This is a genomic window from Domibacillus indicus (assembly GCF_000970685.1).
In the GTDB taxonomy this organism is placed as follows: Bacteria; Bacillota; Bacilli; order Bacillales; family Domibacillaceae; genus Domibacillus; species Domibacillus indicus.
In genome coordinates this window covers 530,871-554,711 of sequence record NZ_LAJB01000003.1, presented here as the reverse complement: position 1 = coordinate 554,711, position 23,841 = coordinate 530,871, and the positions used below count along the sequence as shown (strand labels likewise).

Here is a 23,841-nt window from a genome sequence, read left to right as displayed (position 1 = left end):
TATGAGAAAATAACAACAGAGATAAAATGGAAGGGAGCATGTTACATGAAAGTGGCAATTGCATCAGACCATGGCGGCATTAATATTCGGGAAGAAATTAAATCATTAATGGAAGAGCTCGGTATTGAGTACGAAGATTTTGGCTGTGAATGCCAGACGTCGGTTGATTACCCCGACTATGCACTTCCAGTGGCGGAAAAAGTAGCGGCCGGTGAATTTGACCGGGGGATTTTAATTTGCGGAACCGGGATTGGCATGTCGATTGCAGCAAACAAAGTAAAAGGCATCCGCTGTGCACTTGTCCATGATGTGTACAGTGCTAAATTGACGCGCCAGCATAATGATACAAACATCATTACAATGGGAGAACGTGTAATTGGAGCAGGCCTTGCAAGAGAAATCGCCCAGACGTGGCTGACAACTGATTTTGAAGCGGGCCGCCATGCAACACGAATCGGCAAAATTGCTGAATACGAAGAGAAGAGCGGGCAGTGATGGACGAGCTTCAAACGTACAAGCAGGAACTGAAGGAGCTGCTTTCGGAACTGCAGGAGCAGGCGCAATTTAAAAAAGAACAATTGTTTGTTGTAGGCTGTTCCACTTCTGAAGTCGCCGGCGGGCGAATTGGCACAGCCGGAACAGAGGAAATAGCCGCCGCTCTTTACGAGGAGCTTCATGCTTTTGCAGAAAAAACAGGCGTGCGTCTTGCGTTTCAATGCTGTGAGCATTTAAACCGGGCTGTTGTTCTTGAGGCTCAGATGGCCGAGAAACTGGGCTATGATGAAGTGGCTGCAGTGCCCGTGCGTACAGCTGGCGGTGCCATGGCAGCATACGCATTTAAGCAAAAGAACTGTATACTCGTTGAATCGATAAAGGCGGATGGAGGCATTGACATTGGAGATACACTGATTGGCATGCACTTAAAGCATGTAGCCGTGCCCGTGCGCACATCCAGCCATTCTGTCGGAGCTGCACATGTCGTAATGGCGAGAACACGTCCGAAATTGATTGGCGGTCCTCGTGCTGTTTACGAAAAAACGAATGTAAGCGATTTGAACGGCCCGGAATGTTAAGAAATTGCTGTCTTTTTTGCAGAAGACAGCTCTTTTTTTTATGAAAATTGTGCAAAAAAGCAGAAAATAGAGTTGAAAGATTCGGAAAAAGTGTTATTATGAAAGAAGCTTTTTTAACGACTATTGCTACACATTATTTTATAGATCGGGAAGGGGAACAACGATGAGTAAAATTCAAGCGCAAGATCCGGCTGTATTTGCAGCAATTGAAGATGAGCTGAAGCGCCAGCAGACGAAAATTGAACTGATTGCATCAGAGAACTTCGTCTCAGAAGCAGTAATGGAAGCGCAGGGTTCAGTTTTAACGAACAAGTACGCAGAAGGTTACCCTGGCAAGCGTTACTACGGCGGCTGTGAGCATGTTGACGTGGTGGAAGACCTGGCGCGTGACCGCGCGAAGCAGCTATTCGGTGCAGAATACGTAAACGTTCAGCCGCACTCGGGTGCACAGGCAAACATGGGTGTTTACTTCACAGTATTAGAAACCGGCGATACGGTTCTTGGCATGAATTTATCTCACGGCGGCCATTTAACACACGGAAGCCCGGTAAACTTCAGCGGCGTTCAGTATAACTTTGTTGAGTACGGAGTAACAAAAGACGAGCAGGTTATCGACTATGAAGATGTTCGTCAAAAAGCGCTTGAGCATAAGCCGAAGCTGATTGTAGCTGGTGCGAGTGCTTACCCGCGTGCAATCGACTTTGCCAAATTCCGTGAAATCGCTGATGAAGTGGGCGCTTACTTGATGGTAGACATGGCGCATATCGCCGGACTTGTTGCAGCAGGCCTTCATCAAAACCCGGTTCCTTACGCGCATTTTGTCACAACGACAACGCATAAAACGCTCCGCGGCCCGCGCGGCGGTATGATTTTGTCAACAGAAGAGTTTGGCAAAAAGCTTGATAAAGCTATTTTCCCTGGAATCCAGGGCGGTCCGTTAATGCATGTTATCGCAGCAAAAGCGGTTGCGTTCGGTGAAGCACTGCAGGATGATTTTAAAACATATGCACAAAACATCATCGACAATGCAAGCCGTTTGGCTGAAGGCTTGAAAAACGAAGGGATTGATATCGTTTCAGGCGGAACAGATAACCACCTTCTTTTGATCGATCTTCGCTCGCTTGGCTTAACAGGAAAAGTAGCCGAAGCCGTACTGGATGAGGTCGGCATTACCGTTAACAAAAATACGATTCCTTACGATCCGGAAAGCCCATTTGTTACAAGCGGTATCCGTATCGGTACAGCAGCGGTAACATCACGCGGATTTGATCTTGCCGCAATGGATGAAGTAGCGTCCATTATTGCGAAAACATTGAAAAACCACGAGGATGAAGCAGTATTGAAAGAAGCGGCAGAGCGCGTTGTGGCTTTAACCTCTAAATACGCTTTATATCAGGAAGTATAATCCAAACTGCCGGCCTTAGCGCCGGCAGTTTTTATTTTAGCGGCTCCTCGTGTAATTTCCCGGGGAATAGAATTGTTTACATAAAGACATAAAGTGCTGCTGCGCTTTTTATGGGAACTGAGCAAGAGCTTTAGTGAGAAAACTCTCTTAGAGCTCTACTGCCCAAATGGAAAGGGGGATTTCTCAGTTTGTTGCCCATCACTCTCTTTTCAAGTAAAATAGGATTGATTTTGTATGATCGTTAAATAAGGAGTGAATATAATGGGAAAAGTTTACGTATTCGATCATCCGCTTATCCAGCATAAGCTGACAATGATCCGGGATAAAAACACGGGCACGAAAGACTTTCGTGAGTTAACAGATGAAGTAGCCACACTTATGGCATTTGAAATTACACGTGATCTGCCCCTTGAAGAGGTAACGGTTCAGACACCGGTATGTGATGCAAAAGCGAAAGTGCTGGCCGGCAAAAAATTGGGGATCGTTCCGATTTTGCGCGCGGGTATCGGAATGGTGGATGGCGTCCTCAAGCTGATCCCGGCGGCAAAAGTAGGACATGTCGGCCTGTACCGGGATCCGGAAACGCTTCAGCCGGTTGAATACTACGTGAAGCTGCCGACTGATGTAGAAGACCGCGACTTTATTGTTGTGGACCCGATGCTCGCTACAGGCGGTTCGGCGATCGAAGCCATTCATTCCTTGAAAAAACGCGGTGCCAAACATATTAAATTTATGTGTCTGATTGCGGCTCCTGAAGGCGTGGACTTATTAAAAGAAGCGCATCCCGATGTGGATATTTATATTGCGTCTTTAGATGAAAAACTAAATGAAAAAGGCTATATTGTACCGGGGCTTGGCGATGCCGGCGACCGGTTATTTGGAACAAAATAAAGAAAAGCAGGTGGAAAAAATGGATCGCCCGATTAAAGTAATGACGATTTTCGGTACACGGCCGGAAGCGATTAAAATGGCGCCGCTCGTTTTGGAATTAAAAAAACGCCCGGCAGAATTTGAAGCAATCGTAACCGTAACCGCACAGCACCGCCAAATGCTTGACCAGGTGCTGAACATTTTTAATATTGCACCCGACTATGATTTAAATATTATGAAGGACCGCCAGACATTGATTGATGTCACTACGCGCGGGCTTGAAGGCCTTGATAAAGTAATGAAAGAAGTCAAGCCGGATATCGTCCTCGTTCACGGTGACACAACAACAACATTTGTGGCGGGCCTTGCCGCGTTTTATAATCAAATTGCGGTCGGGCATGTGGAAGCCGGTCTTCGCACATGGAATAAGTACTCGCCGTTTCCGGAAGAAATGAACCGCCAGCTGACAGGTGTCATGGCTGATCTTCATTTTTCTCCTACAGCGCAGTCTGAGCGAAATCTTTTAAAGGAAAACAAAAAAGAAGATTCCATTTTTGTTACAGGAAATACGGCAATTGATGCACTTAAAACAACAGTAAAAGAAGAGTACACACATGAAGTTCTTGAAAAGCTAGGGAATGACCGTCTTGTGTTAATGACTGCCCACCGCCGCGAAAATCTCGGGGAGCCAATGAAAAATATGTTCCGCGCTATTAAGCGTCTTGTTGAGGATCATAAAGGCATTCAGGTTGTTTACCCGGTTCATTTAAATCCGGTGGTCCGGGAAACAGCTGATTCGATCCTTGGCAATGATCCGCGCATCCACTTGATTGAACCGCTCGATGTTATTGATTTCCATAACTTTGCGGAGCGGGCCCACATTATCTTGACGGATTCCGGCGGTGTACAGGAAGAAGCCCCGTCACTTGGTGTGCCGGTTCTTGTTTTGCGGGATACAACAGAGCGTCCTGAAGGAATCGAGGCAGGAACATTAAAGCTTGCCGGCACCGATGAAGAAACCATTTACTCGCTCGCCTCAGAACTCTTAACAGATGATGCGGCTTACGAGAAAATGTCAAAAGCATCGAATCCCTATGGAGACGGTGAAGCGTCGCGGCGCATTTGCGATGCGATCCGCTATTATTTCAAAGCAGCCGCAAACAAGCCGGATCGCTTTGAGGTAAACTAAGTAGTAGAAGCCGGTCGTCCCATAACAGCGGACGACCTTTTTCCTTTTTAAAAGAATTGTTCGGAAAAAACGAAAAAAGTATGAGCATTTTGTGAAATATCCGTGTCAGGCACTGAGGTTTTCGCCCGCAACACATTGACATTGAAAAACGGCTATTGTATGCTAACAAAGGGTAAGGAGAATGGGTTTTATACATAGTGTAACCGTTTTTTTGCCGCTGTTTTTTATGTTGTCAAGCATGCGATTGAGGTGTGTGAATGAACCGGAATCAGAATAACGGTGCCTTTAGGGCAATGGCGCTTTACAGTGCGATTCTTGCTCAGCTCGCCGGCTCGATGATTGCCGGTATTTTTGCAGGCTTGTGGCTTGACAATCATTTCGATACAGTGCCTCTTTTTTTAATCATCGGACTGCTGGGAGGACTCTCGGCAGGAGTATACGCCATGGTGCGGACAATTCAACATTTCAATTCAGGAGACTAGCATTCTATGCCCGAACTCCAGCATTCCATTAAACGACAGCGAAAATATTTGATTTATCTGCTTGCCATCTTTGTACTCGGCTGGGGATTTACATCCGCACAGGAGGTTTACGCCGGCTTGATTCTTGGAACAGTGCTCAGTCTTTATAACCACTGGATCATTGGCAGAAGGATAGACCGATTCCGAAAAGCAGTAGAAGATGGACGGAAAACTCCTTCTCTCGGCACCGTCTTACGGATGGGTTCTGCCGCTCTTGCAGCCATGATCGCTCTCCGAAACCCGGATCAATTTCATTTGATCAGCACCGTTATTGGATTAATGACTGCTTATGCAGTGATTATGATAGATTTTGGAATCCAACATTTTATAAAACGCAAGAACGGGAAAGAGGTGAAATAATTTGGATCATAAAGCTCCATTACATGATCTCGATTTATTTGGGATCACATTGACGTTCAACCTGGCAAATATGCTGATGATTACAGTAGCCAGTGTGATTGTATTTCTGATTGCCGTGCTGGCCACAAGAAAGCTTGCACTGAAGCCAACAGGAATGCAGAACTTCTTTGAATGGATCATGGACTTTGTTAAAGGGATTGTTAAAAGCAATATGGACTGGAAGACAGGCGGGCGATTTCATGTTCTTGGAATCACACTGATTATGTATGTTTTTGTATCTAATATGCTCGGGCTTCCGTTCGCGATTGTTTATGACGATTATTTATGGTGGAAATCACCGACAGCCGATCCGGTTGTCACACTCACGCTTGCTGTTATGGTAGTGGGCTTGTCTCATTACTATGGAGTTCGCATGAAAGGTTTTGCCGAATACGGAAAAGATTATTTCCGCCCAATGTGGTTTATGTTCCCGCTGAAAATTATCGAGGAATTTGCCAATACGCTTACACTCGGCCTCCGGCTTTATGGAAATATCTTTGCCGGTGAAATCCTGCTTTCACTGCTTGCAGGATCACTTGCTACGGGTGTTGGCGGACATCTTGCAGCTGTCCTTCCGACACTTGCATGGATGGGCTTCTCAGTTTTCGTTGGTGCCATTCAGGCATTTATCTTTGTTATGTTAACGATGGTTTATATCTCACATAAAGTGAGCCATGACCATTAATATAATTTACCTGTTCAGCCATTGGACAAACATTTTTTCAGTAAATCATGTTTTTAAAAATAAGGAGGAAAAATTAACATGGGTCTTTTAGCAGCAGCAATTGCAATTGGTTTAGCGGCCATTGGTGCCGGTGTAGGTAACGGTCTAATCGTATCAAAAACAGTTGAAGGTATGGCTCGTCAGCCAGAAGCACGCGGTATGCTTCAAACAACAATGTTTATCGGGGTAGCACTAGTAGAGGCGATTCCTATCATCGCGGTAGTAATCGCGTTCATGGTACAAGGTCAATAAGAAAAGCGGAGGGCGTTCGTTCAGAGGCGGCAGGCATAAGACGGACAGGCGGAATGGCGTTTTGTGCCATGCAGCCTGGCTGACTTATGACCGGGCCTCTAACGCCCGCAGCTGGACATAGAAATATCTTTTGGCGAAGATCACATTCTCATGCGAGCCTTCGCCATTCCTTTATGTGCAAAACGCAATAACCGTTTATTCAAAATGTTTTTTCTCTATAATAGGAAAGAACACGAACCTCTTGAAGGGAGTGAAAGGATCGTGACGACAAACACATACGTACTTGGGGCGGGAGCTGGCTTTAATGGCGGCGATATCTTGTTCCAGTTAGTAATGTTTATTATCCTGCTCGCATTGCTGAGAAAGTTTGCATGGGCTCCATTAATGGGCATTATGCAGCAGCGTGAAGAGCATATTGCCTCTGAAATCGAATCGGCTGAAAAAAGCCGTGTCGAAGCGAATCAATTATTAGAGCAAACACGTGCGGAAGCAAAAGCAGCCCGCCTTGAAGCACAACATACAGTTGAGAATGCCAAGAAAATTGGTGAAGAGCAAAAAGCGGAAATCCTCGCGGCAGCCCGCGCGGAATCTGAACGCTTAAAAGAAGCGGCGAAGCTTGAAATCGCCCAGGAGCGTGACAGCGCAATGAACTCACTGCGTGAACAAGTTGCTGCTTTATCTGTAATGATCGCATCAAAAGTGATTGAAAAAGATCTTTCAGCTGCGGATCAGGAAAAGTTAATTAATCAGTATATTAAAGAGGCAGGGGAAGAGCGATGAGTAAATCCGGAGCGGCAAAACGCTACGCGATTGCGCTTTTCGAACTGGCACAAGAACATAATCAGGTTGCAAAGTATGATCAGGAAATTCGCATTGTTAAAGAGGTTATCGATGGAGACAGCGAAATCTCAAAAGTATTGGAAGCGCCAAGCTTATCGTTAGCAGATAAGCAGGCACTTGTGAATACACTGACTGCCCATGCATCCGTAACGGTTTCAAACTTATTAAAGCTGCTTGTAGAGCGCCGGCGTGCCAATGAGATTTCAGCGGTATGCGAGGAATTTATCCATCTTGCCAATGAAGAGCGCGGCATTGCCGAGGCTGTTGTTTTTTCTACACGTCCACTGACGGAAGAGGAAGAGGCGAGTGTATCACACACGTTTTCCCGTAAAGTCGGCAAGCAGACGTTAAACATCGAAAATATTGTAGATCCAAATCTTTTAGGCGGCTTGAAAGTCCGAATTGGAAACCGTATCTTTGACGGTACTTTACGCGGCAAACTAAACCGTCTTGAAAAACAATTAACGACGAATTTATAAATTTGAAAGAAGCAGCAGGCTTCTTAAAGAAAATGAGGGGTGACATGCATGAGCATCAAAGCTGAAGAAATCAGTGCGCTGATAAAAAAGCAAATTGAAAACTTCCAGTCCGATATTACAGTTAGCGACGTCGGCACTGTCATCCAGGTTGGGGACGGTATCGCACGTGCTCATGGCCTCGACAACGTTATGGCGGGAGAACTCCTTGAATTCTCTAACGGTGTAATGGGTATGGCTCAAAACCTGGAAGAAAACAACGTAGGTATTATCATTCTTGGTCCTTATACGGAGATCAAAGAAGGAGACGAGGTACGCCGCACAGGCCGTATCATGGAGGTGCCGGTTGGTGAAGAGCTAATCGGCCGCGTTGTTAACTCACTCGGTCAGCCAGTCGATGGTCTTGGTCCAATTCATACAACAAAAACACGTCCAATTGAAAGCCCGGCAACAGGCGTTATGGCCCGTAAGTCGGTTCATGAACCGCTTCAAACAGGTATTAAAGCGATTGACGCCCTTGTGCCGATCGGCCGCGGACAGCGTGAATTAATTATCGGTGACCGTCAAACAGGTAAAACAACGGTTGCAATTGATACAATCTTGAACCAGCGTGACCAGGATATGATTTGTATCTATGTTGCGATTGGCCAAAAAGAATCAACCGTTCGTAATGCGGTAGAAACTCTTCGCAAACATGGGGCACTTGATTACACAATCGTTGTAACGGCGTCAGCGTCTTCACCGGCTCCAATGCTATACCTTGCACCTTACACAGGTGTTTCAATGGCAGAAGAGTTTATGTTTAACGGCAAGCACGTTTTGATCGTATACGATGATCTTTCAAAACAAGCGGCTGCGTACCGCGAGCTTTCTCTTCTTCTTCGCCGTCCTCCAGGCCGCGAGGCATATCCTGGTGACGTATTCTACTTGCATTCACGCCTGCTTGAGCGTGCAGCGAAGTTGAATGACGAACTTGGCGCTGGTTCGATTACAGCCCTTCCATTCGTTGAAACACAGGCGGGAGATATTTCTGCTTACATTCCGACGAACGTTATCTCTATCACAGACGGACAAATCTTCCTGCAGTCTGACTTGTTCTTCTCCGGTGTTCGTCCGGCAATCAATGCAGGTCTTTCTGTATCACGTGTTGGTGGTTCTGCACAAATTAAAGCGATGAAAAAGGTAGCAGGTACACTTCGTCTGGACCTTGCCGCTTATCGTGAGCTTGAAGCCTTTGCACAATTCGGTTCAGACCTTGATGCGATTACACAATCAAAATTAAACCGCGGTGCCCGCACAGTTGAAGTATTAAAGCAGGATTTGAACAAACCGCTTAAAGTTGAGCGCCAGGTTGTTATTCTTTATGCATTAACACGCGGCTATCTTGATGATATTCCGGTTTCGGATATTACCCGCTTTGAAGATGAACTGTTACACTGGCTCGATAAAAACCACACAAATGTGTACGATCATATTCGCACAACGAAAGAACTTCCGTCTGATGATGAATTGAAAGCAGCTATCAACGAGTTCAAAAAATCGTTTGTGAAATCCGAATAAAAGCAGAAGAAGGGCGGTACCGTCTACCGGACGTCCGCCCTGTCTGCGTCATCAAACACAAAAAGGGTGGTGAGAGAAAGTGGCATCGTTACGCGATATACAAACACGTATTACATCGACGAAAAAAACGAGTCAGATTACGAAAGCCATGCAAATGGTATCTGCTTCTAAATTGAACCGTGCAGAAACAAATGCAAAGTCATTTGTTCCGTATATGAATAAAATTCAGGAAGTTGTTGCGTCAATCGCGCTCGGCAGCAAAGATGTAACACATCCGATGCTGGTCTCCCGCCCCGTTAAAAAAACCGGGTACCTTGTTATTACATCGGACCGCGGTTTGGCGGGAGCTTATAACAGCAGTATTTTACGTTCTGTTTATAAAAAAATACAGGAACGCCATACATCAAAAGACGAGTACGTGGTCATTGCGCTTGGGCGCGTTGGGCGGGATTTCTTCCGTGCACGCGGCATCGAAGCCATCGAAAGTGTCACAGGCCTTCCAGATCAGCCGTCTTTTGCCGATGTAAAAGAAATCGTCCGCAAAACGGTCGATCTTTTCTCAGAAGGCGTTTATGATGAGCTTTACATGTACTACAGTCACTTTGTTAATGCGATTCAACAGGACGTGACCGTAAAGAAAGTATTGCCTTTAACGGAAATTGAGTCAACAGGAGGCCGTCTGTCTTCTTATGAATTCGAACCTTCCGCAGAAGAGATTCTTGAAGTATTGCTTCCTCAATATGCGGAAAGCTTAATTTATGGAGCACTTCTTGATGGTAAAGCAAGTGAGCACGCAGCACGGATGACGGCTATGCAAAATGCAACGGACAACGCAAAAGAGCTTATCCGTAATTTGACACTGCAATACAACCGTGCGCGCCAGGCCGCAATTACGCAGGAAATCACAGAAATTGTCGGTGGGGCCGCAGCTTTAGAATAAAGCGATTAGCCGGGGTAACTTTGTCCCGTTAAGATGTTTTTAAAGAGAAATAAATTGATGTAAATGAACAAAACAGGAGGGAAAAAGATGAACAAAGGACACGTTCTTCAGGTTATGGGTCCGGTCGTTGATGTAAAGTTTGAAAACGGCCAGCTTCCTGCCATTTATAACGCCTTGAAAGTTCAAATCGGTTCAGAAGCCGGCAGCAAAGCAACTGAACTTACGCTCGAAGTTGCCACGCACCTTGGTGATGACTCTGTCCGTGCGATCGCGATGGCATCAACAGATGGCCTTCAGCGTAACCAGGAAGTAATTGATACAGGAAAAGCTATTTCAGTGCCGGTTGGGGATGTTACGCTTGGACGTGTATTCAACGTGCTTGGTGAACCAATTGATGAGAAATCAATTGAAGCAGGAGTCCGCCGTGATGCTATTCACCGCCAGGCCCCTACATTTGACCAGCTTTCAACAGAAGTTGAAATTTTGGAAACAGGAATTAAAGTTGTTGACCTTCTTGCCCCGTACATTAAAGGTGGTAAAATCGGCCTTTTCGGCGGTGCCGGCGTAGGGAAAACCGTTTTGATTCAGGAATTGATCAACAATATCGCGCAGGAACATGGCGGTATCTCCGTATTCGCCGGTGTTGGTGAGCGTACTCGTGAAGGAAATGACCTTTTCCACGAGATGAGCGATTCAGGCGTTATCGCGAAAACAGCGATGGTATTTGGCCAGATGAATGAGCCTCCTGGTGCGCGTATGCGTGTTGCCCTGACAGGTTTGACAATGGCTGAGTATTTCCGCGATGAGCAAGGACAGGACGTACTGTTCTTTATCGATAACATCTTCCGCTTTACTCAAGCGGGATCTGAAGTATCTGCCCTTCTTGGACGCCTTCCGTCAGCGGTAGGCTACCAGCCGACACTGGCAACAGAAATGGGCCAGCTTCAGGAGCGTATTACTTCTACTAATGTAGGTTCTGTTACATCAATCCAGGCGATTTATGTCCCGGCCGATGACTACACGGATCCGGCTCCGGCAACAACATTCGCTCACCTGGATGCAACAACAAACCTTGAGCGTAAACTTTCTGAGATGGGTATTTACCCTGCGGTAGACCCGCTTGCTTCCACATCGCGCGCGCTGTCGCCGGAAATTGTGGGAGAGGAGCATTACTCAGTAGCTCGTGCTGTACAGCAAACACTGCAGCGTTACAGAGAGCTTCAGGATATCATTGCAATCCTTGGTATGGATGAGCTTTCAGAGGACGATAAATTAACGGTTGCCCGTGCGCGCCGCATTCAATTCTTCCTTTCACAAAACTTCCACGTGGCGGAGCAGTTTACAGGTCAGAAAGGTTCTTATGTCCCAGTTCAAGATACAGTTCGCGGCTTCCGTGAAATCCTGGATGGCAAACACGATAACCTTCCTGAAGATGCTTTCCGTCTTGTCGGCGGCATTGAAGAAGTAGTAGCAAAAGCTCAGGAAATGGGTGCAAACGTCTAATATAGGGATCAGGAGGTTTAACTATGAAGACACTTAACGTCAATATCGTCACTCCTGACGGCCCGGTCATCGACACAAACGTGGAACTTGTTAGTGCAAAAGCACAAAGCGGTGAGCTCGGCATCATGGCCGGCCACGTTCCGATGGTCGCTCCCTTACAAATCGGCGCAGTCCGGTTAGTTACAGGCGGCAAGCAATCCGAATTGGTCGCTATCAGCGGCGGCTTTCTCGAAGTTCGTCCGGATCAGGTAACGATATTAGCGCAAGCTGCTGAAAGAGCGGAAAACATTGATGTTTCCCGTGCAACAGAAGCCCAGCGGCGAGCTGAGCAGCGATTGCAGAATAAACAGGATAACATTGATTTTAAACGCGCTGAACTAGCATTGAGGCGCGCTACCAACCGCCTTAATGTACATCAAGGCAAGCTATAATGAAAAGCTGTCCGTTCGCTAAAATTAACGGGCAGCTTTTTCCTGTTTGGTGCTGCGGCAGACGTCTTCCATAATCACGAAAGAAATCGTTTTAGAATAGAATTCAATAGAGCTGCTAAAGTTTCATTAAATCCAACTACACTATTAAAAAGGAGAAGTCGCATGATTGAGTCATTCGGACAGGAAGCATTGATCAGCATGATTCTCAGTCTTTTCTGCATTGGCCTGTCGTTTTGGGCTTTACAGTCACTTCGGCTTGATCAGCTTTTTCGCAAAAACCAGGTTGCCCGGGCCCGTATGCTTTATTTACTGCTCTCCATTGTAATCGGATCAGCAGTAAGCAGCTTTTTTTTAAACTATATGCAGTGGGCCCGCCAGCTTCCTCTTCTATTTTAATTTTCAGCGTCCGGTGAGATACTTGCCTTTTCTCGTAAAATCATATAAATTGGATGAAGGCAATTGTGAAAAAATATTCAATTTAGGTTTGTTGCCCTTTTAGATGGGAAAACAAAAAAGAGTGTTTTTTTTGAATAATTTCACAAAGTCTCTACAATTTGTGCTTAATTTCACTTGTGAAATACGCAATTTGGATGGTAAACTTTAAGAAGTTTTGTCGAAGTTTGTAAAAGACATTGGACCGGGCTGGAACATCAGTCCACTGATTTGAATATGTATAATAGAAAAGGACGCGGAGGGGAACAGTTTGGACAAAATTATCGTCCGCGGCGGCCGTCAATTGAACGGGACCGTCAAAGTTGAAGGCGCAAAAAATTCGGTGCTGCCGGTAATCGCAGCGACCATGCTAGCGGGAGAAGGTAAGTGTGTCATTCGTGACGTACCTACTTTATCTGACGTATATACAATTAATGAAGTACTGCGCCATTTAAATTGTGAAGTGACATTTGAAAAAAACACGGTAACAGTTGATGCAACAAAAGAACTTTCAATCGAAGCACCATTTGAATACGTTCGTAAAATGCGCGCCTCTGTTTTGGTTATGGGTGCACTTTTGGCACGCAATGGCAAAGCCCGTGTGGCATTACCGGGCGGATGTGCAATTGGCTCACGTCCCATTGACCAGCATTTAAAAGGATTTGAAGCAATGGGTGCCCGCGTACGCGTTGAAAATGGTTTTATCGATGCAGAAACAGATGGCCGATTAAAAGGCGCAAAGATTTATCTGGACTTCCCAAGTGTAGGTGCGACTGAGAACATTATGACAGCAGCTGCATTGGCGGAAGGCACAACCATTCTTGAAAACGCAGCAAAAGAGCCGGAGATTGTTGATCTTGCTAATCTTATTAATAAAATGGGAGGCAAGGTAATCGGCGCTGGAACAGAAACGATTCGAATTGAAGGTGTTGATGTTCTGACAGGTGCCGATCATGCCATTATCCCGGATCGTATTGAGGCAGGAACATTTATGACAGCAGCTGCTATTACAGGCGGCAATGTGCTTGTCGAGGGCGCAGTGGCAGAACACATGTCCTCGTTAATTGCTAAAATGCGGGAAATGGGCGTTAAGGTTACAGAAGAAAAAAATGGCATTCGTGTAATCGGACCTGAAAAATTAAAATCAGTCGATATTAAAACAATGCCGCATCCGGGCTTCCCGACAGATATGCAGTCCCAAATGATGGCGCTCATGTTAAAGGCGGAAGGGACGGGTGTTATTACTGAAACTGTTTTTGAAAACCGTTTTATGCATGTGGAAGAATTCCGCCGCATGAATGCTAACGCAAAAATCGAAGGCCGTTCAGTTATTATTGACGGTCCGTCTGACCTGCAGGGTGCAGAAGTGGCAGCTACGGATTTGCGGGCTGCAGCAGCACTTATTATAGCCGGACTTGTGGCAGACGGCTACACACGTGTTACAGAGCTAAAGCATCTTGACCGCGGTTACGTTAATTTCCATGGCAAGCTTGCAGCGCTCGGTGCAGACATTGAACGTGTAACAGAAGAAGCGGAAACGCCAGTAACGGTGAAAAGCTGAATTTATTTTTATCTTATTTTTACAAAAAGGCCGTCTGTTTATGCAGGCGGTTTTTTTATGTTTGGTCATATTCAGTATAGTCATGCATATCTCTTTTTATACAGCAAGGAGGGAATTTTATTGAAAAAGCCGCTGTCTGCCTTTTTCTTTATTTTGATTGCTGCAATTGTCGTCCCCGCCGCTGGCTTATGGCTTACAGAGCAACAAACGACACGCCCTCCTGCAGATGAGGAACCGACCGTTGATGTAGTCCGGTCAGGTACACAAAAAACAGAATCTGTTCCGCTTGAAGAGTATGTGGCAGGGGTGGTATCAGCAGAAATGCCGGGTTCTTTTGAAAAAGAAGCATTAAAAGCACAGGCTGTTGCCGCGCGGACGTTTATCTTAACACAAACATTAAAAGGACTCGATGTAACAGACACGGTAGACGATCAAGTGTTTAAAGATGAGGAAGACCAGAAAAAAATGTGGGGATCGGATTACAAAGAAAACAAAGAAAAAATTGAAGCGGCCGCCCGTGAAACCGAAGGAGAAGTCCTTATTTACAATGACGAGCCTATTACCGCTGCTTTTTTTTCATCGGGCAACGGCCAAACAGAAAATGCGGAAGAATACTGGCAGTCAGCAGAACCATATTTAAAAAGTGTCGCCAGTCCATGGGATGCTGCGGCACCTAATTTTGAACAGGAACTTGTTTTGCCCAAACAGGAAGTCGAGGAGAAGTTAAATATCTCCCTGCCTGCCTCGGGTTCTGCGGGCACAATTGTAAAAAAAACAACGGGAGGCCGTGTCGGGTCACTTGTGATTGGCGAAAAGTCATTTACAGGAAGGGAGATACGAGAAACGCTTGGACTGCCTTCTGCCGATTTTGAAATAACAGTAAGCGGTGCGGATGTTATTATTAAGACGAAAGGATATGGACACGGTGTGGGCATGAGCCAATACGGTGCCAACGGCATGGCAAAAGAGGGAAAAAACTATCGGGATATCACGGCTCATTATTATCCCGGTACGATGATTGCAGATGCCCAGGCATTTTTAAGCCGTTAAAAAAGAAAAAGCACGTCCGCTCTTACTGCGGACGTGTCCATTCACCTAAGCCAGCTATCCAGCGGCCAATACGTGATCTGCGTTCAAAGTACATATAGTTAACAGCTAAAAAAGCAACGGTAACGCCAGCTACATCTTTAATGGCATCAATCAGCGCAGCAGACCGATAGGGAACAAAAACTTGATGAATTTCATCGACCAGCCCATATACAGAAGCAAACATAGCCGCAGCCAGGCTGACAAGCGGCGTTAATTTGCCGTGTGTTAAAAAGGCGAGAACAATCAATCCATATAAAATGGCAAATTCAACAAGATGAAGTGATTCCTTTACAAACAAATCCACCTTATTATTCGGCAGCTCCATAATTGTATCGTGCGGAAGTCCTGACATGATCCAAATCGCCATCATGTATAAAACAGGCATTGCTATCGATAAAAACCGAATTACTTTCTTCACTTCCACACCTCCCCATCCTCTTTGATTTTACCATCTATGTAAACAGCGAAAAGCGTTGATTGTGGCGTTTTTTTTACGATTTGGGGAATTTTTTGGAATAGATGTATAAAAAAACATCTGCCTGTCCAAAATGGTTTTCGAGGTGATAACCATGAAAGAGGGCGGCAAAAAAACACTACCCCCAAAATTGAAAGATTTCTTTCTGAAGAGACGGGCTCTGCCTGCGATTTATCTGGCTTGTGCTGTTTTATTGATTTCGAGTCTGATGTTTTATGAAGTAATGAAGCCGGCTGATGAAGAAGCAGGCGGCATATTGGAGCAGCCCGCAGAAACAGTAAGCGGTACACCGGAAAAAGAAAAGATGATGATGCCGGCTGCTGAAGGAGCGGTGGCGAAAACAGCTTTTTATGATGCAAAAGCAGAAGCAGGAGACCAGGAAGAAGCACTTGTTGTATTTAATGATACGTACTACGAAAGTACAGGCGTGGATTACGTTCTGGAAAACGGAAAAACATTTGCCGTTTCAGCACCACTTTCGGGGACGGTAAAGGATGTAAGAGAAGACGCGTTTCTGGGCAATTATATCGAAATTGACCATGGAAACGGAGTAGTCAGCACGTTCCAATCCGTTGAGGATATTGCGGTGAAAAAGGACGACACAGTCAGTCAGGGGCAAAAAATCGGGGAAGCAGGAAGAAGCATTTTAAATGAGTCAGCCGGCATCCACGTACATTATGAGATAACGAAAGATGGCGAATTATTAAATCCATCCGCGCTCTATGGAAAAGCCATCAGCGAATGGAAATGAATATTTCCCGGGCAATACGCATATTGTTAATAAAAAGAAATGGGTCTACTTTCATACAATGAAACCTGTGGCCGCACCATTCGATACCGCTCATCCCGTTTCCGCTGAAGGAGGCGTGTGCATGCGCGAATACATCAAGGAAAGAGCGCTGAAGGCCGGCAAGTACATCGTAGAAACAAACAAAACCGTCCGGGATATAGCCAAAGAATTTGGCATCTCAAAAAGCACCGTCCATAAGGATTTAACTGAGCGGCTGCCGAACGTAAATCCAGAACTATCTGCCCGCGTCGAAAATATTTTGCATTATCACAAATCGATCCGGCATCTTCGAGGAGGAGAAGCGACCAGGCAAAAGTGGAAAAGGCCAGTCTGAGCTTCTCGCTTTTATTTATGCCAGGTGCCAGTCGAAAGCAAGAATGGAAAGGGCGTCTCATAATGTTCATGAGCGTCCTTTTTTCATGGTTAAAAACGGGTATTCACAGTCCATTCTTCCCTGCATATATGATAAAATAGGTATTTGGAACAGAAAACCTAACATTATATGAAAGATAGATACAGAATATTCAGGGGGAATTAAAAAATGTTATCTAGAGATATTGGAATTGATCTTGGTACTGCCAATGTTTTAATTCATGTAAAAGGCCAGGGAATTGTTTTAAATGAGCCTTCCGTAGTGGCTTTGGACCGCACCACAAATAAAGTACTCGCAGTCGGAGAAGAAGCGTACCAGATGGTTGGCCGGACTCCAGGCAATATTGTTGCTATCCGTCCGCTTCGTGACGGTGTTATTGCGGATTTTGATGTAACAGAATCAATGCTGAAGCATTTTATTAACAAATTAAATGTAAAAGGATTTTTATCCAAGCCCCGCATTTTGATTTGCTGTCCGACACAGATTACAGCAGTCGAACAAAAAGCGATTCGGGAAGCAGCAGAAAAAAGCGGCGGGAAAACGGTTTATCTTGAAGAAGAACCAAAGGTGGCGGCAGTTGGCGCCGGCATGGATATTTTTGAACCAAGCGGCCATATGGTTATCGACATTGGCGGCGGCACAACAGATGTAGCTGTTTTATCACTCGGAGCGATCGTCACTTCTGAATCCATTAAAGTGGCCGGGAATACCTTCGATGCGGACATTATGAACTATGTGAAAAAGCAGTACAAGCTGTTAATCGGAGAGCGTACGGCCGAAGCAATTAAAATAAATGTCGGCACGGTGCATCCGGATGGGCGGAATGAACAAATGGAAATCCGCGGCCGTGATATTATGACAGGCCTGCCGCGTATTTTAACTGTCAATTCAGCTGAAATTGAAGAAGCACTTCGCGAGTCAGTTGCCCAGATCGTCCAGGCTTCTAAAAATGTGTTAGAGCAAACGCCGCCTGAGCTGTCAGCGGACATTATTGACCGGGGCGTTATGCTGACAGGAGGGGGAGCGCTCCTGCACGGTATTGATCAGTTAATGGCAGATGAACTGAAGGTGCCGGTTTTTATCGCAGAGAACCCGATGGACTGTGTAGCGATTGGAACAGGCCGCATGCTTGACAGTATAGATAGAATTTCTTCCAAAAAAAGAAAGGTTTTAAAATAAAAGCTATTTTATAAAGTTCTTAGGCTGTTGACAAACGCTTGCTTTCGGCGTCACTTGCCGGCTGGGAATGCTCATACCCCCAAAAGGTCACTCCGCTTCCCAGCCGGCGGCGTTCCTGAAGAGTCAAACGTTTTCAATCAGCCTGCTTTCTAACTTTATTTACACTCTCAGAGCTGCTTTGGAAAAGCAGCTCTATTTATTTTGTCACATTCTGGGCTGTTTTCTCATTATTTTCTGTTAATACAGATAAGGTCTATTGTATAATAAGAATGGCATTAAATGCTTAAAAATGAGGTGAACAAGTTGTTCAAAGGGTTTTACACAGCTGCTTCGGGTATGATTGCGCATCAGCGACGCACTGAAATCTTAACAAACAATATGTCAAATGCCAATACACCGGGTTATAAAGCAGACCAGACAAGTGTAAGAGCTTTTCCAGAAATGCTCTTGCGGCGAATGGATGAAACTTCTATACCGGTCGAAAATAAATTAAATTTGCCTTTAGAGCCGCAGATTGGCTCTTTAAATACAGGTGTGTATGTACAGGAAACAATTCCGAATTTCCGGCAGGGTGATCTGAGAGAAACAGGCCTCTCAACAGACCTGGCTTTGCAGGGAGAATCCGTCTTTTTTACTGTTCAAAACGCATCGGGAGAAACACGTTACACACGAAACGGGAATTTTACGCTGGATCTCGAAGGCTATTTAACAACAGCTTCTGGTTTTTACGTCCAGGATACAAATGGCGAGCGCATTCAATTAACGTCTGACCAGTTCCAGGTGAATGAGGCAGGAGAAATTACAGAAAATGGCGAGGCTATTGCACAAATCGGAGTAGCTTACGCCCAGAATCCAAATGACCTGGTTAAAGAAGGAGACGGCCTGTACCGTATTGACGGGGCAGCACTTCCAAATGCGTTTGAAGCAGACGAAGCCGTATTTTCAGTCCAACAGTCATCTTTAGAAGGTTCAACTACAGATATGGCGCGGACAATGACTGATATGCTTGCAGCGTATCGTTCCTTTGAAGCGAATCAAAAAGTGCTGACGGCGTATGACCGAAGCATGGAAAAAGCAGCAAACGAAATCGGACGTGTAACGTAAAGGAGAGCGCAGCATGAACAGAACAATGATTAATTCGGTCAATACGCTGTCACAGCTTCAGAAGAAAATGGATGTTACGAGCGGCAATGTTGCCAATATGAACACAGTCGGGTATAAACGGAATGAGGCGACGTTTTCAGACCTTATTCATCAGCAAGCTATTAATATGTACCGCGAGAATGAAGAGGTGGGAAGATTGACGCCGGCCGGCATCCGGCTTGGCGCTGGCGCAATGATGGCCCAGACACAGATGATCGGCACGCAGGGCGCCCTGCAGCAAACGGGGCGGACACTTGACTTTGGATTATCAAAGCCCAATCAGTTTTTTAAAGTTCTTGTCCAGGATGAACAGGGCAGAAGCAGTGTGAATTATACGCGTAATGGCTCTTTTTCCGTGACTCCTGCGGGCGGTAACAATGTTATGCTTGTTACATCAGAAGGTTATCCGGTACTTGATGAAAATGATAACCCGATTGTTCTGGCGCCAGAGGAGATGGAGGAGCAGGCATCCGGCCTTATTGGCCTTGTGGAAGTGGACAAACCGCAATTTTTAGAGCGGTCTTCTGCAACTATGTTTGCGCTGCCGGAAAATCCGCCAACAGCCGAAAATCAGATTTTACGTAACTTGAATGCAGCAGAACGGCAGGAAGCGGGCCTGCAAGCGGGAGCCCTGGAAATGTCGAACGTTGATTTTTCAAAAGAAATGAGTGATCTAATGGTCACACAGCGTGCTTACCAGTTTCAATCGAAGGCAATTTCGATTGCAGATCAAATGCTTGGCTTAATTAATGGGGTCAGATAGAGGGGAAGGATAGCAGTGGCTCATGAAAGGAAGCGGAGAAAAGAAACCCGCCTCACCCCCCTCGGCAGATTTATGCTCTCATTAATTTTCATTGTCCTGACAGCCATAATCGGTGCATTGATCGGATACAGCGTTATCGGTCAAGGAGATCCGATAGATGTATTTAAACTGGACACATGGATTCAATTGTATGAAGTAGTCGTAAATAGTCTTTTTTAAGGTGGGTGTCAATATGGATATTCGTGAAATAAAAGAAACCATCCCGCACCGTTATCCTTTTCTGCTCGTAGATCGAATTCTCGAAGTGGAAGAAGGCAAGCGGTCGGTCGGCATTAAAAATGTAACAGCCAATGAAGAATTTTTTAATGGCCATTTTCCAGATTATCCGGTTATGCCGGGTGTTTTAATTGTAGAAGCGCTGGCACAGGTTGGTGCAGTGGCCATGCTCAAGAAAGAAGAAAACAAAGGGCGCCTCGCTTTCTTTGCAGGAATTGATAACTGTCGCTTTAAAAGACAGGTGGTTCCGGGTGACCAGCTTCGCCTTGAAGTTGAAATGACCCGTCTGCGCGGTTCAATCGGAAAAGCAAAGGCAGTTGCAACCGTTGAAGGCGAGCTCGTATGTGAAGCAGACTTAATGTTTGCACTGGAATAGAATAAAATGAAAAAGGCAATGCTTAGCTAGTTTTAAGCATTGCCTCGCAGTATGGAAAAGACAGAGGCACCAAGAAGAAATTCTGTTTTGGGCTAAAGTGGCTCTCTTTTTAGCAGATGGAAATGGGTTTCTTTCTTCCAAAAGCAGAGTCAGGGGCTTGCGATCTGCCGGCCGCGCTTTTCTGTGGGGCGAACGGTGAACCACCCGGCACGCTGCGCCGTCTGTTTCACCCGCCCACTCGTCCCACGGAAGTCTCCGCCGGCAGCCCTCCGCCCGTTGTTTTTCTAAAAAGACAAACATGACAAACATGTTTGTCTTTTTTATTTCCCGTTAGCAAAAGGGAACCAGCTGGATTTTTCAGCTGATTTTCCCTCTCTGCAGATGCCGTCTCTTCTACGGCTGGGTAAGTACAGTATCCATCCAGACCCACACGTTTACAAATGAGGGGGGTGTAACCTGGAGAAGAGACAGGCAGTTGCTTATTTCAATAGTGAGTAAACAAAGTCTCTCGTTTTTTAAAAAGATCCCACAGGCGCTTTCCCGGACGCCGCTGATCCAGCCTGTTCATATGTGCAGTTGTCGATAATCATTTGTTTACAGTCTGAGACTGTCGGCTTTGCCGCCAGTCTTTTTTGAATCAACAAAATTAAATGCAAAACAGCCATATTGCTTTTGAAAAGGGATCCCTATATGATCTCAAACGGCCAGTGAAAAAAGCTTAATTCAACTTATCTAAATTATATTTTTCCGCATCGATAAAAAGAATGGGGCTCTTTTTATAAAAAAAGCGGGTATTTTAACCAAATGAGGGAAACAATACAGCAGGTAAGCATCTGATTACGAAAATGGATGAAAGGGGCTTTCTAAATGAAGGAGAAGCTATGGAAATTGGCGGGCGGTTCAATGCTTTCAGTTATGCTCTTAGCAGGCTGCGGCGGTGGAAACGAGGAAGAACAGCCAGCTGAAGAGCCGGTACTGGAAGAGGATACACAGGAAGAAAACAACGACACTATGATGGAAGAAGAAACGGATCAGGAGTCGATACAGGAGGAAAATGACGATTTGGGCACCGATGGAGACGTGATTGATGAAAATACCCCTGAAGAAGATGTAATGGAAAACCAGGAAGAAACAAATGATGAAAACCGGCCGGATAAAGAGGAAGATCCTGAAAACTTAAATCAATAATTGAAAAGCATCAGGTTGTTTGATCGCCTCGATGCTTTTTTATTATAGAAAAAATTTTGTCACCGGTTCAAAAGTATGATAGAGTATAAGAGTTATTATTTTAGAGAAGTCAATGAGGCTATTTCCAGGAGGTACCTGTTGGCAATGTCAATATTAAATGGTTTATCACAAGGTGTTAAAATTAGTATTACCCGTTCAATTACGACAGCGTTTGAACAATATATGGCTAATATTATGTGGGATGAGGATATGTACAGCCCTGCAGATTTCATGAAGGAATGGCAGCGTTATATTCAAAAAAATGCCTCATGGTACAGCAGTGTGCCGGACACTATGAGAAATGATCCGCAATTTCATACAGAATTGGCCGGGAAAATCAACCAGGTCGTTGCGAAGGTTTTAGCAGAAGAACCGACAGAGGAACAAATTGAAACAGTTAATGCGCTCCAGGAAAAACTAGGGACAGATTATGACTTTTCGTGTAAAGCGGAAGCGCGTTTTTATATCGATTTTTTAACCGAATACGAAAAAAAAAAGCCGAGGAACTGAGCCCTGCCAGTGAGCAGGATTTAGCTCTCGCTTCACTTCTGTACGCCCAGTTATATGATGAGGATATGCCGGTGCGGAATTATACAAAGCAGGATATCCATTATATTATCGAAATGCTCCAGCAAACAATCGTAACGGGTCATGACGGTTTGCACTCAAGTATTATCCATTAAAAAACGTTCTCCATTAGCGGGGAGCGTTTTTTTAACTTTCTGATTTTAATGGCTTGCGGATGGCTTCAGAAAAGGCAGTGACCAGCTGCTCGCCCTCCAGCCCCTCCTCCACCAGAGAGTGAAGAAGCTGCTTTGCATATTCATTTCGCATCTGGCGCAGCTGTGCATCAAATAGGACACTGGTGCCTTCTCGAAGCGTCTGAAAAGAACGAATAGCAGCATAGAACCTCGCCGGGTCATTTCCCCGATGAGAAATGGCAATGCGGACAGCAAGCTGTTTATCCTGTTCAAAAGATTGTACAGTCTGTACACCTTCTTCCGTTAAAAATAATTCAATGAGCCAGGATTGCTGCTCATCTTCCCGATTAATAATCAAGCCGTCCTGGAGTGGAATTGAAATCAGCTGTTCATTTTTTTCAATAAAAAATGCGGCGACTTTAAAGGTTTTCAACGAACCATTCTCCTCTCCGAAAGCGATTTACAAAAAAGTATATCAGTAATTAAGTGAAAAATCATTTTTTGTCCAGAAAAATAAGATTTCATTATCTGATTATTTTTAAAATTCCCATTTTTAATAGGAAAAATGGAGAAAAACCATAAAAAGCGCGAATTGTTTATAAATCTTATTTCTTTTATGATGAATTCATTCAGATGGAGGGAGGGAAGCAAGCTGATTAACCAGGTAACACTTATTGGCAGGCTGACGAAGCATCCAGAAGTCAAGCATACGGCTGATGGTACACCGCTACTACAAACAACAGTAGCGGTCAGCAGGCCATACCGCAACGCGAAAGGCGAGACAGACACAGACTTTATTTACTGTACAGTCTGGGGGCGCTTGGCAGAAGCAGCGGTAAAGTACAGCGAAAAAGGATCACTTGTTGCAGTAACGGGCATGATTCAAACCAGAAGTTATAAAGACCCGGCTGGAAAAACGACTTATGTAACGGAAGTACTTGTTCAGACAATGCGTTTTCTAAGCAAAAAACAATCCGAGTTCGAACCAAAAGAACAGCCTGGAACTATTCAGACGGTACCGTTAATTTAGGAGTGAGTGTATGAGGGAACGAGTTGAACGCGTTATTGAAGATATGATTTTTCAGCTTGGCAAAGCAAAATCTGTCATTTATCAGCTTGAAGAACGAATTGAGAAATTGGAAAAGAAAATGGCAAGTAAAAAAGCAGTCTGATTGATAACGCCCGCCTGGCGCCTCTGGCCATCTGGCGGGTAATGCCGGGAGCGGGCGTTTATCAACAGTCTGGACAGCCGGCCTGAAGCCGGCTGCGAATT

Annotated in this window: 31 protein-coding genes; 29 read left to right on the top strand and 2 right to left on the bottom strand. The window is 45.2% G+C overall.

Annotated features, from left to right (window positions below):
- Positions 1-45: 45 nt before the first annotated feature.
- The 18 genes from rpiB (at position 46) to spoIID (ending at position 15,226) form a co-directional block, all read left to right on the top strand.
- Positions 46-495, top strand: coding sequence for a ribose 5-phosphate isomerase B (gene rpiB / locus VP98_RS06945; RefSeq protein ID WP_046174593.1), 450 nt, complete (start codon positions 46-48; stop codon positions 493-495).
- Positions 495-1,073 carry a TIGR01440 family protein gene (locus tag VP98_RS06940; protein ID WP_046174592.1) on the top strand — a complete coding sequence of 193 codons (579 nt, stop codon included), beginning with the start codon at positions 495-497 and terminating at the stop codon, positions 1,071-1,073. The genes rpiB and VP98_RS06940 overlap by 1 nt, the downstream gene beginning before the upstream one ends.
- A 163-nt stretch (positions 1,074-1,236) precedes the next feature.
- Positions 1,237-2,478 (top strand): serine hydroxymethyltransferase, encoded by a 1,242-nt coding sequence (gene glyA, locus VP98_RS06935; protein WP_046174591.1) that lies wholly within the window; start codon positions 1,237-1,239, stop codon positions 2,476-2,478.
- Positions 2,479-2,739: 261 nt separating this feature from the next.
- Positions 2,740-3,369, top strand: coding sequence for a uracil phosphoribosyltransferase (gene upp, locus VP98_RS06930; protein ID WP_046174590.1), 630 nt, complete (start codon positions 2,740-2,742; stop codon positions 3,367-3,369).
- 19 nt (positions 3,370-3,388) lie between these two features.
- A complete protein-coding gene (wecB, locus tag VP98_RS06925; protein ID WP_046174704.1) occupies positions 3,389-4,537 on the top strand; it encodes a non-hydrolyzing UDP-N-acetylglucosamine 2-epimerase in 1,149 nt (382 codons plus the stop codon).
- Positions 4,538-4,794: 257 nt separating this feature from the next.
- Positions 4,795-5,019, top strand: coding sequence for an AtpZ/AtpI family protein (locus VP98_RS06920; RefSeq protein WP_046174589.1), 225 nt, complete (start codon positions 4,795-4,797; stop codon positions 5,017-5,019).
- A gap of 6 nt (positions 5,020-5,025) precedes the next feature.
- A complete protein-coding gene (locus VP98_RS06915) occupies positions 5,026-5,418 on the top strand; it encodes an ATP synthase subunit I (RefSeq protein WP_046174588.1) in 393 nt (130 codons plus the stop codon).
- Between the two features lies 1 nt (position 5,419).
- Positions 5,420-6,142 carry a F0F1 ATP synthase subunit A gene (gene atpB, locus VP98_RS06910; protein WP_046174587.1) on the top strand — a complete coding sequence of 241 codons (723 nt, stop codon included), beginning with the start codon at positions 5,420-5,422 and terminating at the stop codon, positions 6,140-6,142.
- A 78-nt stretch (positions 6,143-6,220) separates the two neighbouring features.
- Positions 6,221-6,433 (top strand): F0F1 ATP synthase subunit C, encoded by a 213-nt coding sequence (gene atpE / locus VP98_RS06905; RefSeq protein ID WP_046174586.1) that lies wholly within the window; start codon positions 6,221-6,223, stop codon positions 6,431-6,433.
- 261 nt (positions 6,434-6,694) lie between these two features.
- Positions 6,695-7,213, top strand: a complete 519-nt coding sequence (gene atpF / locus VP98_RS06900; protein ID WP_046174585.1) for a F0F1 ATP synthase subunit B — start codon at positions 6,695-6,697, stop codon at positions 7,211-7,213.
- Entirely contained in the window at positions 7,210-7,752 is a 543-nt protein-coding gene (locus tag VP98_RS06895) for a F0F1 ATP synthase subunit delta (protein ID WP_046174584.1), read from the top strand. Before atpF ends, VP98_RS06895 begins: the two co-directional genes overlap by 4 nt.
- 48 nt (positions 7,753-7,800) lie before the next feature.
- Complete coding sequence (gene atpA / locus VP98_RS06890) at positions 7,801-9,309, top strand: F0F1 ATP synthase subunit alpha (protein WP_046174583.1); 1,509 nt, start codon at positions 7,801-7,803, stop codon at positions 9,307-9,309.
- 79 nt (positions 9,310-9,388) lie between these two features.
- A complete protein-coding gene (locus VP98_RS06885; protein ID WP_046174582.1) occupies positions 9,389-10,249 on the top strand; it encodes a F0F1 ATP synthase subunit gamma in 861 nt (286 codons plus the stop codon).
- A gap of 87 nt (positions 10,250-10,336) precedes the next feature.
- A complete protein-coding gene (gene atpD, locus VP98_RS06880; RefSeq protein WP_046174581.1) occupies positions 10,337-11,752 on the top strand; it encodes a F0F1 ATP synthase subunit beta in 1,416 nt (471 codons plus the stop codon).
- 23 nt (positions 11,753-11,775) lie between these two features.
- Positions 11,776-12,183, top strand: coding sequence for a F0F1 ATP synthase subunit epsilon (locus tag VP98_RS06875; protein WP_046174580.1), 408 nt, complete (start codon positions 11,776-11,778; stop codon positions 12,181-12,183).
- A 162-nt stretch (positions 12,184-12,345) separates the two neighbouring features.
- Positions 12,346-12,579, top strand: coding sequence for a DUF1146 family protein (locus VP98_RS06870; RefSeq protein ID WP_046174579.1), 234 nt, complete (start codon positions 12,346-12,348; stop codon positions 12,577-12,579).
- 307 nt (positions 12,580-12,886) lie between these two features.
- On the top strand, positions 12,887-14,176 hold the full coding sequence (gene murA, locus VP98_RS06865; RefSeq protein WP_046174578.1) for a UDP-N-acetylglucosamine 1-carboxyvinyltransferase: 1,290 nt from the start codon (positions 12,887-12,889) through the stop codon (positions 14,174-14,176).
- 114 nt (positions 14,177-14,290) lie between these two features.
- Positions 14,291-15,226: a stage II sporulation protein D gene (gene spoIID / locus VP98_RS06860; protein WP_407919208.1), complete on the top strand. Its 936-nt coding sequence runs from the start codon at positions 14,291-14,293 to the stop codon at positions 15,224-15,226.
- Between the two features lie 22 nt (positions 15,227-15,248).
- On the opposite strand, the gene VP98_RS06855 is transcribed toward spoIID, so the two are convergent.
- On the bottom strand, positions 15,249-15,683 hold the full coding sequence (locus VP98_RS06855; RefSeq protein WP_052712167.1) for a VanZ family protein: 435 nt from the start codon (positions 15,681-15,683) through the stop codon (positions 15,249-15,251).
- Between the two features lie 250 nt (positions 15,684-15,933).
- On the opposite strand from VP98_RS06855, the gene VP98_RS06850 reads away from it, so the two are divergent.
- From VP98_RS06850 to VP98_RS06810, 9 genes are all read left to right on the top strand, one after another.
- Positions 15,934-16,491 (top strand): M23 family metallopeptidase, encoded by a 558-nt coding sequence (locus VP98_RS06850; protein WP_197076566.1) that lies wholly within the window; start codon positions 15,934-15,936, stop codon positions 16,489-16,491.
- 121 nt (positions 16,492-16,612) lie between these two features.
- A complete protein-coding gene (spoIIID, locus tag VP98_RS06845) occupies positions 16,613-16,864 on the top strand; it encodes a sporulation transcriptional regulator SpoIIID (RefSeq protein WP_046174575.1) in 252 nt (83 codons plus the stop codon).
- Between the two features lie 207 nt (positions 16,865-17,071).
- The gene (gene mreB / locus VP98_RS06840) at positions 17,072-18,082 is read left to right on the top strand and encodes a rod shape-determining protein (RefSeq protein WP_046174574.1); all 1,011 of its coding nucleotides are present in this window, start codon (positions 17,072-17,074) and stop codon (positions 18,080-18,082) included.
- A gap of 303 nt (positions 18,083-18,385) precedes the next feature.
- On the top strand, positions 18,386-19,186 hold the full coding sequence (locus VP98_RS06835; protein ID WP_046174702.1) for a flagellar hook-basal body protein: 801 nt from the start codon (positions 18,386-18,388) through the stop codon (positions 19,184-19,186).
- Positions 19,187-19,199: 13 nt separating this feature from the next.
- The gene (locus tag VP98_RS06830; protein WP_046174573.1) at positions 19,200-19,988 is read left to right on the top strand and encodes a flagellar hook-basal body protein; all 789 of its coding nucleotides are present in this window, start codon (positions 19,200-19,202) and stop codon (positions 19,986-19,988) included.
- Positions 19,989-20,003: 15 nt separating this feature from the next.
- Positions 20,004-20,207, top strand: coding sequence for a DNA-directed RNA polymerase subunit beta (locus VP98_RS06825; RefSeq protein ID WP_046174572.1), 204 nt, complete (start codon positions 20,004-20,006; stop codon positions 20,205-20,207).
- Positions 20,208-20,220: 13 nt separating this feature from the next.
- Positions 20,221-20,640 (top strand): 3-hydroxyacyl-ACP dehydratase FabZ, encoded by a 420-nt coding sequence (fabZ, locus tag VP98_RS06820; RefSeq protein WP_046174571.1) that lies wholly within the window; start codon positions 20,221-20,223, stop codon positions 20,638-20,640.
- 867 nt (positions 20,641-21,507) lie between these two features.
- Entirely contained in the window at positions 21,508-21,828 is a 321-nt protein-coding gene (locus VP98_RS06815) for a hypothetical protein (protein WP_046174570.1), read from the top strand.
- A 144-nt stretch (positions 21,829-21,972) separates the two neighbouring features.
- The gene (locus VP98_RS06810; RefSeq protein WP_046174701.1) at positions 21,973-22,377 is read left to right on the top strand and encodes a hypothetical protein; all 405 of its coding nucleotides are present in this window, start codon (positions 21,973-21,975) and stop codon (positions 22,375-22,377) included.
- A 204-nt stretch (positions 22,378-22,581) separates the two neighbouring features.
- Here the strand turns inward: VP98_RS06810 and VP98_RS06805 are convergent, their stop codons facing one another.
- Positions 22,582-23,001: a YwpF family protein gene (locus tag VP98_RS06805; RefSeq protein WP_046174569.1), complete on the bottom strand. Its 420-nt coding sequence runs from the start codon at positions 22,999-23,001 to the stop codon at positions 22,582-22,584.
- A 132-nt stretch (positions 23,002-23,133) separates the two neighbouring features.
- Here VP98_RS06805 and VP98_RS06800 point away from each other — a divergent pair, with 132 nt between their 5' ends.
- A complete protein-coding gene (locus tag VP98_RS06800; protein ID WP_331428134.1) occupies positions 23,134-23,598 on the top strand; it encodes a single-stranded DNA-binding protein in 465 nt (154 codons plus the stop codon).
- Positions 23,599-23,608: 10 nt separating this feature from the next.
- Positions 23,609-23,740 carry a hypothetical protein gene (locus VP98_RS19325; RefSeq protein ID WP_269431497.1) on the top strand — a complete coding sequence of 44 codons (132 nt, stop codon included), beginning with the start codon at positions 23,609-23,611 and terminating at the stop codon, positions 23,738-23,740.
- Positions 23,741-23,841 lie beyond the last annotated feature (101 nt).

Bases quoted from the DNA above. Each gene is read 5' to 3' on its own strand.
- atpD (WP_046174581.1), top strand. From the start codon at position 10,337: ATGAACAAAGGACACGTTCTTCAGGTTATGGGTCCGGTCGTTGATGTA.
- VP98_RS06810 (WP_046174701.1), top strand. From the start codon at position 21,973: ATGTCAATATTAAATGGTTTATCACAAGGTGTTAAAATTAGTATTACC.
- VP98_RS06830 (WP_046174573.1), top strand. From the start codon at position 19,200: ATGAACAGAACAATGATTAATTCGGTCAATACGCTGTCACAGCTTCAG.
- fabZ (WP_046174571.1), top strand. From the start codon at position 20,221: ATGGATATTCGTGAAATAAAAGAAACCATCCCGCACCGTTATCCTTTT.
- spoIIID (WP_046174575.1), top strand. From the start codon at position 16,613: ATGCGCGAATACATCAAGGAAAGAGCGCTGAAGGCCGGCAAGTACATC.
- VP98_RS06940 (WP_046174592.1), top strand. From the start codon at position 495: ATGGACGAGCTTCAAACGTACAAGCAGGAACTGAAGGAGCTGCTTTCG.
- VP98_RS06920 (WP_046174589.1), top strand. From the start codon at position 4,795: ATGAACCGGAATCAGAATAACGGTGCCTTTAGGGCAATGGCGCTTTAC.
- VP98_RS06915 (WP_046174588.1), top strand. From the start codon at position 5,026: ATGCCCGAACTCCAGCATTCCATTAAACGACAGCGAAAATATTTGATT.
- VP98_RS06800 (WP_331428134.1), top strand. From the start codon at position 23,134: ATGGAGAAAAACCATAAAAAGCGCGAATTGTTTATAAATCTTATTTCT.
- VP98_RS06815 (WP_046174570.1), top strand. From the start codon at position 21,508: ATGAAGGAGAAGCTATGGAAATTGGCGGGCGGTTCAATGCTTTCAGTT.
- VP98_RS06875 (WP_046174580.1), top strand. From the start codon at position 11,776: ATGAAGACACTTAACGTCAATATCGTCACTCCTGACGGCCCGGTCATC.
- upp (WP_046174590.1), top strand. From the start codon at position 2,740: ATGGGAAAAGTTTACGTATTCGATCATCCGCTTATCCAGCATAAGCTG.
- VP98_RS19325 (WP_269431497.1), top strand. From the start codon at position 23,609: ATGAGGGAACGAGTTGAACGCGTTATTGAAGATATGATTTTTCAGCTT.
- mreB (WP_046174574.1), top strand. From the start codon at position 17,072: ATGTTATCTAGAGATATTGGAATTGATCTTGGTACTGCCAATGTTTTA.
- atpA (WP_046174583.1), top strand. From the start codon at position 7,801: ATGAGCATCAAAGCTGAAGAAATCAGTGCGCTGATAAAAAAGCAAATT.
- glyA (WP_046174591.1), top strand. From the start codon at position 1,237: ATGAGTAAAATTCAAGCGCAAGATCCGGCTGTATTTGCAGCAATTGAA.
- VP98_RS06895 (WP_046174584.1), top strand. From the start codon at position 7,210: ATGAGTAAATCCGGAGCGGCAAAACGCTACGCGATTGCGCTTTTCGAA.
- wecB (WP_046174704.1), top strand. From the start codon at position 3,389: ATGGATCGCCCGATTAAAGTAATGACGATTTTCGGTACACGGCCGGAA.
- rpiB (WP_046174593.1), top strand. From the start codon at position 46: ATGAAAGTGGCAATTGCATCAGACCATGGCGGCATTAATATTCGGGAA.
- VP98_RS06870 (WP_046174579.1), top strand. From the start codon at position 12,346: ATGATTGAGTCATTCGGACAGGAAGCATTGATCAGCATGATTCTCAGT.
- atpE (WP_046174586.1), top strand. From the start codon at position 6,221: ATGGGTCTTTTAGCAGCAGCAATTGCAATTGGTTTAGCGGCCATTGGT.